The 13,407-nt window shown below is 36.2% G+C and carries 9 protein-coding genes; 2 read left to right on the top strand and 7 right to left on the bottom strand.

The features are described 5' to 3' along the window. Window positions 1–274: 274 nt before the first annotated feature. On the top strand, window positions 275–1,930 hold the full coding sequence (locus EP737_RS15230) for a hypothetical protein (protein WP_129728834.1): 1,656 nt from the start codon (window positions 275–277) through the stop codon (window positions 1,928–1,930). A gap of 1,089 nt (window positions 1,931–3,019) precedes the next feature. Here EP737_RS15230 and EP737_RS15225 read toward each other — a convergent pair. Next, on the bottom strand, window positions 3,020–4,429 hold the full coding sequence (locus tag EP737_RS15225) for a family 4 glycosyl hydrolase (RefSeq protein ID WP_129728833.1): 1,410 nt from the start codon (window positions 4,427–4,429) through the stop codon (window positions 3,020–3,022). A gap of 153 nt (window positions 4,430–4,582) precedes the next feature. On the opposite strand from EP737_RS15225, the gene EP737_RS15220 reads away from it, so the two are divergent. Continuing rightward, window positions 4,583–5,437, top strand: coding sequence for an AraC family transcriptional regulator (locus EP737_RS15220; RefSeq protein WP_165350816.1), 855 nt, complete (start codon window positions 4,583–4,585; stop codon window positions 5,435–5,437). A 577-nt stretch (window positions 5,438–6,014) separates the two neighbouring features. Here EP737_RS15220 and EP737_RS15215 read toward each other — a convergent pair. From EP737_RS15215 to EP737_RS15190, 6 genes are all read right to left on the bottom strand, one after another. After that, window positions 6,015–6,425: a nuclear transport factor 2 family protein gene (locus EP737_RS15215; RefSeq protein WP_129728831.1), complete on the bottom strand. Its 411-nt coding sequence runs from the start codon at window positions 6,423–6,425 to the stop codon at window positions 6,015–6,017. Further along, window positions 6,425–6,607, bottom strand: coding sequence for a hypothetical protein (locus EP737_RS15210; RefSeq protein WP_129728830.1), 183 nt, complete (start codon window positions 6,605–6,607; stop codon window positions 6,425–6,427). Before EP737_RS15210 ends, EP737_RS15215 begins: the two co-directional genes overlap by 1 nt. Window positions 6,608–7,509: 902 nt before the next feature. Further along, window positions 7,510–8,307 (bottom strand): GNAT family N-acetyltransferase, encoded by a 798-nt coding sequence (locus EP737_RS15205; protein WP_129728829.1) that lies wholly within the window; start codon window positions 8,305–8,307, stop codon window positions 7,510–7,512. Between the two features lie 321 nt (window positions 8,308–8,628). Continuing rightward, complete coding sequence (locus EP737_RS15200; RefSeq protein ID WP_129728828.1) at window positions 8,629–9,600, bottom strand: carbohydrate kinase family protein; 972 nt, start codon at window positions 9,598–9,600, stop codon at window positions 8,629–8,631. Window positions 9,601–9,811: 211 nt separating this feature from the next. Further along, a complete protein-coding gene (locus EP737_RS15195) occupies window positions 9,812–11,299 on the bottom strand; it encodes a glycoside hydrolase family 32 protein (RefSeq protein ID WP_129728827.1) in 1,488 nt (495 codons plus the stop codon). Between the two features lie 400 nt (window positions 11,300–11,699). After that, window positions 11,700–12,683 (bottom strand): LacI family DNA-binding transcriptional regulator, encoded by a 984-nt coding sequence (locus tag EP737_RS15190; protein ID WP_129728826.1) that lies wholly within the window; start codon window positions 12,681–12,683, stop codon window positions 11,700–11,702. Between the last annotated feature and the right edge of the window lie 724 nt (window positions 12,684–13,407).

The following is a 13,407-nucleotide window of genomic DNA, read 5'->3' as shown; positions in this document are numbered from 1 at the left end:
GACCAACTTCCAACTTGCAACACCTTTAAACCCTTGATATATCTGGATTGATGTAATTATAGCTTCTTTTCTTTCTTCGCTAAAAAGTGCAACATTCTGGCACTTACATTTCCCTAAAAATTTTTTAAAAATTTTTTCAGCCCTTGGTACACATGGGCTTTTCCCATGTTGCATTGTTGCACTTTCTCTTTAAGGACGCCCTTTTCCGATTTTGCTATCTGCTATACTGTAACATAGGCAAAATTATACGAATTATGGAAAGGAGGGGAAAAAAGTGCCACACTCTCAATTATTAGTAAAAAATAAACGTAGTTTAAAAGGCCTTGAAACAAATGCTGTACTAGTTTCTAGAGAATCTTGGGTTCATTTACTCGAGAGTATGGAAGAAAACTACTACAAGGCGAAGCGTTTGTCTTCACCAGCTTACATCAAATATTTACCGTACGAAGAGAGACAGATTCATAAAAGTATGTTTCGTGTGGATGCTTTTTCCCTTCCTTCCAAATTTGGGACAGCTCAGCCTAAAAGTTATCTATTGCATGGTGTAACCAATGCTGTTATTGACGTCTTTATTATGTTACATAAATTATGCAACACAAACGGTATTATCCGTGATGTTACGATTCATCAGCTCTATGAAGAATATCTTACCTATAAAGAATGGGATGCTTCTATCTCCCATATGCAGTTCTATGTGGCAATGGAAAAATTACGCTTACATCAAGTGATTTCTACTACGAAAAACATGTACGGGCGCTATACGATTGAAATTTGTCACTTTATGAATCAAGAAACAAAGAAGCCTAATTACTATGCTTCTATTCACCCTGTTGTCTTTACATATGATTTCTTTAAGCTTTCCGTTGCCGCGAAGAAGTTATTTTTGGACATTTGTATCCAACAAGGAACTCGTCCAGAATTAGCACGTATGCTGCCAGAGGAAACGCTGCAAGGACAAAAGGCTTATATGGGCGGCTTATTTCAATTCCTGCATAAGAAGCATTTGCATCAAATTCAAGGTGTCTTAAAAGAGTTAACTACACCACTCCCTTCTCTCAACATCCCGCTTTTTGAGAAGTGTATGCTGGTGAAAGAGTACAGTAGAAAATTCAACAAATTAATTGTATCCGTTAACAAACAACTACGGTCTGCGAACGAATCTTCCAATGCAGAGACTTATCGTAATTGGTTACGACCAAAAGCGATTTATAAGCGTAAAGCTGCCTTTATCGAAAAATCATTGCAAGAACTGCATCTGGGTGACTTAGCTATACATATGAACCAGTTCATCAATGTACTAAAACATACATGCCATATGCAAACGCGAGAAGTGTTAAGACGCCTTCGTATGCTAATTGCAGGTAATGGCCAGCCTGATAACTTAGAAGTTGTTTTACATAAACTTGTTCGTAAAGCATTTCATCACAGAGTTTTAGATGTAGCTGCCAAGACAGGCATTTATTCACTCATCACCCATAACGTGAAGGCCTCTATGGCAGAAGAAGCTTTGTTCCAGTTCGGTAATCGTTATTCCATGCACTCTGTACGCAGTATTAAAAAGTTATTTACTGCCGCACAAGAAGTGCTACAACAAAAATATATGGTTCCGCTTCAGGAAGAAATGTACTATGAGAGAGACATCCGCTATCCAGAAGAAGCTTTATTCCGTGATTATGCATGTAAGCATGGGGCTGAGTTGCATTCATATTTCCAATTGGAGGCTGAGTTAAGAAAGAAGCTCCACTACAAAGGAAATACTGTGCCAGGTCATTTACGGGAAGAAATGCTCAAGAAAATCGAGCATCTCCCACAAGCTCCAATGCGTGTTCTCTATCCGCCAAGGGATTTTGATCTCACAGCATTCCTCGCAGAATTGGAACAAACATTACGCAAACCCCGTGTCCAGAGAGAATGGGAAGTTCTGGTGTAAACAGCTCCCTTTATTTGTGGAGCAAAAATTCTAGCCAGATCTCTTCATGGTGATAAGCCCTCCAGCTGAAAAAAATAAGCTGTTATGAGGGCTTTTTGTCATGCTTAGATATTTTATGAAAGCAACAGATCCCATTTGGAGATGGATTTAGGTCTTGATTTTCCGCTATACACAGCAAATAATTATACAAACTTTATAATGGGTTCTCTTGACTGTGAATAAAATTCTTTGTTCAACAATGCACAAGATACTTATATACCCCACTTATAAAACAAAAAAGCTTAAAGAGATATGTGGATTTAGAAATACTTCTGTTTATATGGCCGATAAAGAAAGCAAAATGTGGATATAAAAACATAGAAGGCTTGATATGAATGAAGTTTATACCCAAAAACACAAATAATCTTAATGATGTCTGTGTAATATGTGATTTATCTGGATAGTGTTTATTAAATGTTTATAGATTTTTATAAAATGTGGATAATTATCTCATATTTTATAAAATTTCTGATTATTAATAGAAAATTCAGTTATTTTTATTTATTAGATTTTATGTATCATAATCCTTATACTTTTATGTGCAATTATTTTTAATGTTTCAGCTTTTTTGAGTATTTTTCCTTGTCTAACCCGTGATTTTCTCGCAAACTTTCAAATTTTATGTACTGAAAAGGCAGGAGATTCCTTCTCCCGCCTGAGTCTGTGGCTATATGTAATAGTTTTTCTTTTAATTCTTTTTAATATAAAAGTTACACAGTTATATTAGTTTATATGCTAGGCTTAATGCTTCTAGTACATATTGTTGTGAACAAATCTAAACAAACATATAACTTGTTTAGTTCTGGTGCAAATACAATAAAAGTTTGAAAAATTTTGCCCAATCATCGGTTTGTCCATACAAAATAAACTTTAGTGATACTACTTCTGTCGCTACGTTTTTCAACAACATAGGGCGCATGAATGATTCATGCGCCTGCTCTGCTTGAAACTAGTCTCTTAGCTTTTAGTCTTTTCTAGCATATTAATAAATAATTAGGCCTTATGTGTCAAGTTGAGTTTTATACTAGAATCGGTCTAACTTCACAATTGTCAGCTTGTATGAACTTTAAGGTTCCATCCATCCAAAAAGCGGGCAGTGTTAGCCAACATTTCATCGAATAGTTTGATAGCTTCATCAGGTTTAAGTGTACTTAGCAAAGGATCCTGTACAAAGGCCTGGAATGCTAAGTCCTTATTCTTTTGAAGCGCAGCTTGTAGGGTGGTTTCTTGATTCATTACATGGCGCATCACCAGATTTTGAACAGGTTTTGGCAATTCACCAGCGAGTACTGGACGGACACTGCTATAACTAAGAACAGCATTCGTCTCTACCACTGCCCCATTTGGAATCCCCCTTACTTGGCCTTGATTCGGTACATTCACATTAGTAATAAATTCACCCAAGCCTAGAAGAGCTTTAATGATATCAATACCTTCTTCTCCTGTTGGTTTTAGTTCAAACGGCTCAGCGCCAGTAGCTAACCGATTACTTTTTTCTACTAATGCTTGTTTATTTTTCTTACGCCAGGCAACAGGCGTTAACCCGAATTTCCACTCTCTTACGGTTTCAGGATTTGTTAAATACCACGTATTCGGCATAAATTCAGCTAAATGACGATCCCCTGCCGCTGCAATCAAGCCAAAACGTTTAAATAAATCAAATTTCACCCTCTCCGCTGAGGCAAAATGATTATTCATCCAATGGCCTTTCTCCGATCCTTCAAAACCACTTTCATAATATTTGTCTACAAACTGTTCATACAACGGAAACAAATCAATCCCTTTATAGGAAGCCTGATCAATCCACGTAAAATGATTAATACCTAACACATTGACCTTAATCTCTTGACGCTTCACGTCCTCTACTCCCAATAACTCTTCTACCATAGACGCTAGCAACTTTTGTGTTCCAAACACTTCATGACAGCAGCCAATTGCTTTAATTTCTGGGAACGTCGCATATAAAGCCCGTGTACAAAGGCTCATTGGATTAGTATAATTAATCACCCAAGCATTTGGTGCATGCTCCCGAACCTGTTGGGCTAAATCCACAAAAATCGGAATTGTTCGTAAAGCCCTAACCAAACCACCAGGACCAACCGTATCCCCTACAGATTGATACACACCATACTTTTCCGGTAAATGAACATCGGATTCCATCTCATCAAACGACCCAGGGAGAATGGAGATAATGACAAAGTCAGCCCCCGTTAAGGCATCCTCTAATGTTTTAACAGCTTCATATTCCCATTTTCCAGCTACATCCGTCCGATCATGTAGACGGTTCCCAATTAGTTCATTTTGATAGGCAGCCTGATAATTGATATCATACAGTTTCACCTTACCCGAAAGCGTATCTTCCATCGCAAGGTCACTCATCAATCCCCAAGCCCATCCTTTGGAACCTCCGCCGATATAAGCGATTTTTAAATCGGTTACTTTTTCATTCGTATAACTCATTATTTTCTCCTCCATTCAATAAAATCTACTTCAAATATATAGCAATAATGAAAAAGAATCCTTTCAGTATTTGCTCAATTTATTGTTTTTTCTACAATTCTTGCTATTTGATTTTCCAAAAAAATGTTATTCTTAAATTAGGAGGGAATGCTCTTGTTAAATAACGTGGACATGATTGGAGACTTTTGTGTTGAAAAAACCAGACGAACTGAAGCATATAGTATGAAGTCCACGCATCGTCACGACGCGTATGAAATTTATTATATGTCTAAGGGGGAAAGGCTTTACTTTATTAAAGAACGTACTTATCATGTGAAAGCAGGAGATCTTGTTTTAGTAAATATGTATGACTTGCATAAAACAACGGAAGCGTATTCACCAAATCACGAAAGGATATTAATCAACTTTAAATCGGACTATATACAAAGAATGGCCAATGGAATGGAAGAAAGCTTTTACGAAATATTTCAGAAGTTTCCTGTGCTTCGATTAAATATTAAAGAACAAGGAGCCGTGGAATCTATTCTAAGAAAAATGATAGAAGAGTATGAAAACAAGACGGAAGGATATCAGACCTATTTAAGGTTGCTTCTGGTGGAGCTGTTGCTTTATATATATCGGCACATAAAAAAGAATAAAATTGAACCTATAGAATATCCCAATTCCTTGCATGAAAAAGTGTCTGAAATCGTACGGTATATCAACAGCCATTATATGGATGTACTTACTTTACAGTCTCTCTCAAAGCAATTTCACATAAGTCCTTATTATCTAAGCAGAGTCTATAAAGAGGTGACGGGTTTTTCTTTTGTGGAATATCTGAATCAGGTACGGATTAACGAAGCACAAAAATTGTTAAAAACTACAAATTTAAATGTTACTTCCATTGCTGAAAAAGTGGGATATGAAAATCCTACTCACTTCGGGCGTGTTTTTAAAACAATAACTGGAACCTCTCCGCTGAAGTATAGAAAAAATGGTTCTGGTACAAATACAATAGATGTGTGAACTACCACGAACCTAAAGGTATCGTGGTTTTACGCCCACAAATATAAATTCCTTCTGGTTTTTGACGGACTTCTCCCGTAAGAAAACTTGCTTCTTTTGAAGCATAGGCATCGCTTCCATATTATGTATGATCTTTTCTACTTTTCCTGAGTTTATACAGTTTTCGACATGTACCTTTGCAAGATTTGACGAAAGGTTAACCCCCTAAATGTAAGCGTTATCTGGTATGATAGTAATTGGGTTGGATGGCGCGCGTGGCTGTCAGGGGTATACAGCGTAGGTGGGGCTGGTACCAGGGGAACAGGACTGATAGAGTTCCTTTTTATTTTGTAAATACATTACTTTAGAAAGCTATCCAGGATTATGGACAGGCTTTTTTGCTTTTAAAAGGGAAGATCTTACTTTCCGGCGGTCAACGAACAGCCCCAATTGAAGCTGATCGTTGACATAGTGAATGAAAACGGAAGTACGTACAGTCTGTTTATGTAACATTAGCACTTTTTAGCTCAATAACTTAACTTATAAAAGTGTCCATTTAAAATTAAAATATTAATATATAGAATTTTAATATATTTGATTATGATATTTCAATTACATAAGATGTTAATTCTTTTATCTTTGAATTTTTACTTGCACTGGTGAAATTATAGACGTCACAAAAAGCGTAACTTTGCTTATTTTCTAATATTATCGTTCCGTTGACAGAACCAGTATTGCTATGGGTAATGATGTTTCTAATGTTTAGTTCTGTTACTTTACTATTTTTCATTTGTTTTAGATTTTCAATAAACTTTTCTTTTCCTTGAATAGATTTTTTACCGATTATATTCCAATGAAAACTATCTGTAATGTTCTCAGTAATAAAAACCATATCGTTATTAGCAAAAGCTACGGTGAATTCCTTAAGGGAAATTTTTTTGGGTGCGTTTCCGCAATCATCTGAGCATATGATGTTGAAATCAACGTACTCGGGATTTGTATTATCCATTATTTCACCCTCCTTTTTAATTTCTTTTTATTTTTAATGCTTACTGTTTTGATATCTAATGCAATACATATAATTCCTATTACTTTTCTTAGGGTGTTACCCATATCTCCAAGACTATTAACTGTTAATCCAATCAAGAAACTCCCCAGTAGACAAAGCGATATACCATATAATGTTTTCAATAAGTTTAGCACCTAAATTCTTCACGACATTTTTTAGAACTGTATCACTTTCTTTAGATTTTGGATATTTTTTCTGTTCTTTTTCTTGCTTCCATTTAGCCTAAGCCGCTGTGGGAAAAATAAATCCAAAACAACTTTGCAATGGGCATTTATGAAGCAAGTATATAATTGTTCCTTAGATAAAATTGAGGGACTTTGATAACATAATTTTTTTCTTTATCTACTTGGATTCTGTCTGTTTTTTCGGATGGATTGGATTAAAAATATTCGGACTCGTGAAAAAGTGATGGGGACGTAAGGGGGACAGGAGTTACTTTTTATGGGGACACGGTAGGGACACCACTCAAAAATAGGGGGACACAATGGAGACATTTTTACCATTTTCGTGTACCCATGGTTTTGTCAGGCTTTGCCTGACTCCACACCCAGAGTGGGGACAAAAACCCCTTATGCTCTTCTACCTTTCTGAAAAACGGCACCCAAAATGTTTCTAAATGTACCTAACATGTCGTATTGGTAGTTCAAATAAAACAGTTATTCGTTTTCAGTTTCATTGTTTCCGTTGCCACGACTCTATAGCCAGTTTGCTAAAAAAGCATAAAAAATATAAAGTGTAGTCAATACACTAAGGAGGTAATTCAAATGAAAAAACTTTTAAATTTAGTCGCTACAGCAATGGAAGAATACGGAAAATTAATGGATGCATACGGAAATGCTCGGATTCGTACCAAATAAGTTTTTTAACTTAAGTCATCAAAAGCGAGGAGTAAATAATAATGATTTCTCCGTATCATAAAATTCACTAGCCGACTCACAAAAATAAAAAAACGAGTCGGCGTTTTTATGTGAAAAATGCCTCCGTTTATGAATCTTTCCATCTCTCCATTCCTTGTATAAGGTATTTATTTCAAATTTTCATAGCATTCGGGGACTTTGATATTTAATAGTCTTGTTTTAGAGACCATACCAGCACTTTCTAACGTTTGCTTTGAGGGAACATTATAATACCAGCACCCACAAATCGGATTTAGTTTATTGTCATAACACCATTCCTTTAGGTGATGTATGATTGTTCGACCTATTCCTTGTTTTCTGTACTGTTCATTTGTAAACATTCCGATACTTGCATACCCGTCAAGTAATTTACTTCGTTCTACAATTCCTATTCCAAGCAGTATATTTCCTTTGATGAAGGTGAATATTTCTCTATTTTCAATGCGTTGTTCCACTTTATCAATGAAGTCCTGACATACCTCGGTTATTTTGCTAGCATCATTAGGAACGGCAGCTCTGAATTCCCCCTCTTTATAAAGTTTTTCTGTTGGAATTTCCACTTTGTTATCTTGGAAAAAGTAAGCTTGTTTTTCAATTTTATAATCATGATCTAATGCCAAGCTTAAAAAAAGTTCGTCGCATGTTGGAACCATGATGGATTGGACGGAATGATCTCTAAGAACATTTTTAAAAATCTCCTGAGATTCCTTATAATAGCGTAACTCTAAATAAAATTGTGTAAGATACTGATTACTATGAACGGCAAAATAACCTGCCACTTTAGAATTATAATTGATAGTATAAAATGCGTAATTGAGAATATGCTCCTCCAAGAAGGAATCGATAGGAGAGCTTAATGTACTTACATATTTCTGGATTACTTTTTCAACATCAGTTTGTGCACATTCTTGAAAATAGAAACTCATGTTTGAATACCCCCTATTTTTTGTTGACCTCATGAACAACTCATACAATATATTGTCTTACCCACAGGATGAAAACTCTATTTAATAAATGACCCCTCCACTCCAAATGATCTTAAAATATATATAAAATTTTCTTTATGTTGATGGAATCCTGCTTGATACATTTGTTGTCCAGCCCTTATTAGTCCCTAAAATCTTCTTGATGTGCTTAATCACTGGATCCCCCCTTCTAAAATGGAAATAGCCTCAATCCCTTAGGAATTGAGACTATTTCCATTACCACTCTCACAAAGATGAACAACATGATACTAGCAGCTTATTTTATCTAGTACTTAAAAAGGTTAAAATATGTTTCTTTGCAGGTATTGCAGGTATTGCTCCCTTTACAGAGGCTGTAAGGGCTCCGCTAGCATTGGAAAACTCCAAAATTTCCTTGTGATGCATATTTAATAACTGAACCAGGTTTGTCACTTGAACATCCTTTTCAAGTAATTTATATAAAAATCCTCCCATAAATGCATCTCCCGCCCCAGTTGTATCAGCAACGGTTACCTTAAACCCTGAGGATTTATACATCCCTTCTTTAGTATATAATTCGGCACCTTTTGCACCTTGTGTATATAAAACAGCTTGAACATCTCCTACAAATAAAGACTGGATTGCTTCAGTTATATCCGAAATGCCCGTAATAAACTCCAATTCTTCATCAGAAACTTTAACAATGTGAGCTAGCGGCAGGAATGCTAGGACTGTGTCTCGGCATGCTGCAGGACTATTCCAGAGAGGCAGTCGTATATTCGGGTCAAAGCTGATAATGCCCCCACAGGATTTTACTGCTTCAATGGCTTTTCCATGAGCATATTTCATAGGGCTTTCCACTAAATCTACTGAACCAAAGTGAAGAATATCTCCTGTTGAAAACCAATCTGATTGTATATCATGATCTGTTAACAATAAATCAGCTGATGGGTTACGATAGAATGCAAAGTCACGTTCCCCATCTTCTTTAACAGAGACAAAAGCTAAACCTGTATTCGCTTCATTTGTTCGGAAAATTTTATCTACCTCAACATCATTATGTTTTAGAGTATCAATGAGAAAATCTCCAAATGCATCATTACCCAGCTTTGTAATGAGGGAGGATTTTCCTCCATACTTAGCAACAGCCACAGCAACATTTGCTGGAGCCCCGCCCGGTACTTTCTCAAAAGTTGATACGTGCTTTAGTTGCTCCCCTTTTTGCAGTGCGATAAAATCAATTAGTGCTTCTCCAATACAATATAGCTTTCCCACATGTTCCACCTCATTTACAGTTTAAAACTCCTGTTCTTAGCTCAAATTATAATTAAGAAGCCAAGGCTTTTTGTGAAAGCACTTGGCGAACTTTAATTTTGATAAATTCCTTAAAGGAAATCTATTATATTTCTTTTTCTAAACCTATGGAGCAACATAACATAAGGACATAATCCTAGCTGTACGTAACAGATTCTTGAAACAAACTACTTTATTTATTTTCTTTCCAAATATCTTTCAATTTCCACACTTTTAAATCTTTGATACGAACCGCTCCATTTTTCGCGTAGAGTTGAAAATCCAAACTTGATGTTTGTGGATAGATTCTACTTGTCATTACATTAAAACCTTCGTTAGCAAATACCTCGACAGATGAGCGATCTAGATAAAGATGAAGTGACAACGTATCAGATTGCAGTTCGACTTTACTGTTGCGAATCCCACTTACACCACTACCTGACTTTTCACGGTCAATAAATAATTTAGAGGTCTTAACATTAAATCCAACGATTGTCTCCTCTGTTCCTTCCTCATTACATCTAAGTTTTAAACCAAACTCATCTGCTGTCACATCTTTCAGTGAAAATTCTACTTTTATTTCGAGCAGTTCTTCTTTGATCCCTGTATGAATGCTCTCATTATTAATGGCCTCTATAGATAGATCAATGGGTTTCTCACGAAGCATTGCCAGCTCAGAAACAGGATTCATCGCAAGCTTTCCATCATCAGCAAGAGTCAGCTCGCGAGGCAATGTTAAAGCACCGGCCCAACCATGCTCCTTTGTTGGCATCGGGGATTCCCACATATCCATCCAGCCGAAAGCGATACGTCGACCTTGATCATCAAGCAACGTTTGAACAGCATAGAAATCGTGTCCATAATCTAACTCTGTAAACTCACCATGCGAAAATTTGAGTGTATCATAATCAAAATCTCCCACAATATAACCTGTTTGGAACAGATTTTGATACTTCTCTCCTTCAGCTGCCATTCCCTGCGGTGAAAATAACAGCACATGCTTTCCGCCAAGTTCAAAGAAATCAGGGCACTCCCACATATATCCTTCTGTTCCATCGCTTTCTTCCAATACGCCAAGATATTCCCACTGTCTTAAATCTTTTGACTTATATAAAACAACTTTTCCAATATCTTCTTTTCTAGTTCCTAGGACCATATACCAATGGTCTTCATGCTTCCATACTTTTGGATCGCGGAAATGCCCAGATCCTTCCTCAGGGTGTTTCGCGATAACCGGATTGACAGCTTCTTTTGTAAAATGAATACCGTCCGTACTTGTCGCAATACATTGTGATTGGTCAAGAATATCCTTCTCACGATCAACCCATATGTTACCTGTGTAAATTAACGTCAGTACTCCGTTATCATCAACTGCGCTTCCTGAAAAACAGCCATCCTTGTCATACGCTTCTGTCGGTGCAAGCGCAATCGGCAAGTGTTCCCAGTGAACCAGGTCTTTGCTTTTCACATGCCCCCAGTGCATCGGTCCCCAATTTTCGTCATATGGATGATGCTGGTAAAACACATGATATTCCCCTTTATACTGAACTAAACCATTAGGATCATTAATCCAATTAGCCGGTGCCATAATATGGTATCCCAGTCGGTAGTGATCGTTTACTTTTTCTTTAGCATTCTTAAGTGCTTCTTCCGCCTGTTGAAGTTTGGTTACTGCTAACATCCTATCCTCTCCCTATCTATCCTTTTGTAATTTTTCGAATTGTCTTGTAAGCCTTTGCTTTTTTTATAAGGTAAAGTTGAAGCCTATGTTGTGAATAAAAAAGAAAACATACATACTTAACTTCCAATACAGGATTTTTAAAATTCTCCCCTGAAAGAAAGATTTAGAACCTTTTACTTGAATAGTGCAAGCATTTTCAACTGTATTATATGTCAACCGGTTTCATATGTCAACCGGTTTCACAAATAGGTCACATGATATATAAAACCTAAAAAACATTGTATAACGGCAATGTTTTTTAGGTTATTTGAAAAATGGAGTATAATTTGTTTCTTTTTCAACTTGTTATAAAGCTTTTCAACTGTAAGCTGTTAAATTTGTTACATGAACAAATTAGCTTTTACGTAGTTTCCCCTTTTAAAAGTTTAATTGGAAGGCGGATTTCCAGTGGTAAATCAGTAACTTCACCTTCAATTTTTTTTAATAATATATCAATTGCCGTTTGGGCAATTAAACTAATTGGCTGCTGTATCGTTGTCAATTCCGGCAGTAATATTTGACCCGTTTCTGTTCCGTCATAACCGACAACTTTTATTTGTTTTGGTATATCTTTCCCTCGTTTTTTTGCCTCAGCCATGAAGGCGGCTGCAAATAAATCACTACTCGCAAAAATACCGTCTACTTCTGGTTGTTCATCAAGGATCTTACTCATTACTTCTTGTTGACTTGGCCGATCAAATGCCTCTAGAATTTCATATGTAATGGGGGTTCTCCCGTACCTTTCCATTACATCCTCATACGCTTTTCTCCTTAATTTTGCCGGTGTTTCCAACTCGCCTGATCCATTAATATGAACAATATGTTGACAGCCTTTCGAGATTAACAATTCTGTCGCTGTTTCACCACCCGCATAATTGTCGGAACTAACTACAGGAATTGTTTCTGAGAGGTTACGATCAATTGCTACAACATTTAAATTTTGCTGATGATAATTCAGAATACCTCGATTGTGTGTCCCAACAATGATTCCATCTACTTGATTTCGCATAAGCATTTCTAAATATTTCTCTTCTTCATCTATACGATTTAAGCTGTTGCAAAGCAACACTTTATAACCTAATTTGGCACAGATATTCTCTATGTGAAAGGTGAGTTCACCAAAAAACGGATTACTTATTGTTGGAAAAATTAATCCTATCAAGTTCGTTCGTTTATTAAATAAAGAGCGTGCAACATCGTTTGGAAAATAATTCAATTCATTCATTGCCTTGTGAACATTTTCTCTTGTTTCCGTACTGATGTAACCACGATTATTCAATACCCTAGAAACCGTTGTTCGTGAAACACCTGCTAATCTTGCCACATCCTCAATTTTAGGCTTCATTCCATGTCCTCCTGCGCTTTTAAAACCCATACATATTATACTAGTACCCAAACAGCTAGGAAAGTTCTTGTTTATTACAAATAAATAAATTTCATAAAAAAACAGGCATTTCCTGCCCGTTTCTAACCTTATAAACATTATAATACGCATCCTACGTGAAAAGCTAATCACTCAGGTTTCCTTCTGTGAAAGCCTCACTATATAACAAAGAGTATAATCAGAAATAAAGTCACCCAATATAGTCACTATAAAAAGTTATTGATAAAGGTATCTATTTCAAACCGGTTTCCTTTAAAATCAATTTAAAGTAGTGTTATAGATGTATAAATTATAGTGATTATATAGGGTCACTATTATATATAACCATTAGTTTATCAATCATAGATATCTTACAAAAAACAAACCAAATATGAATGTCAGAGGTGTTAGGGACCTCATATGGATACTATTCATGAGCACTTATTTTAAACAATTTATGTAGGATCAAATAAGCAAATTATACAACGTTTGTCTTAGAAAAAGTGAAGCCTTTTGAGGTAATAGGATGCCAAAGGAATGATCATCCACATAAAGGTGTATTAGGACATATGGTATTGTACAGGTCTTTATGAGTTGCAACAATCTATATCGATATAAGCACATGGAACCATTTTTCCGTACTATCTTTAACAGATTTTCCGGCAAGAAGTCCCCCTCCTCAAGGAGTGGGAAGGGCATAGCCCAA

The sequence above is a fragment of the Ectobacillus funiculus genome (assembly GCF_004138295.1).
Lineage (GTDB): Bacteria > Bacillota > Bacilli > Bacillales > Bacillaceae_G > Ectobacillus > Ectobacillus funiculus.
The sequence above is the reverse complement of the archived record's forward strand: the minus strand, read 5'-3'. Positions and strand labels throughout refer to the sequence as shown.

What these genes read in the sequence shown, in the direction of transcription:
- EP737_RS15225 (WP_129728833.1), bottom strand. Translation starts at nt 4,429, where the DNA reads ATGAGTTATACGAATGAAAAAGTAACCGATTTAAAAATCGCTTATATC.
- EP737_RS15215 (WP_129728831.1), bottom strand. Translation starts at nt 6,425, where the DNA reads ATGGATAATACAAATCCCGAGTACGTTGATTTCAACATCATATGCTCA.
- EP737_RS15205 (WP_129728829.1), bottom strand. Translation starts at nt 8,307, where the DNA reads ATGAGTTTCTATTTTCAAGAATGTGCACAAACTGATGTTGAAAAAGTA.
- EP737_RS15195 (WP_129728827.1), bottom strand. Translation starts at nt 11,299, where the DNA reads ATGTTAGCAGTAACCAAACTTCAACAGGCGGAAGAAGCACTTAAGAAT.
- EP737_RS15190 (WP_129728826.1), bottom strand. Translation starts at nt 12,683, where the DNA reads ATGAAGCCTAAAATTGAGGATGTGGCAAGATTAGCAGGTGTTTCACGA.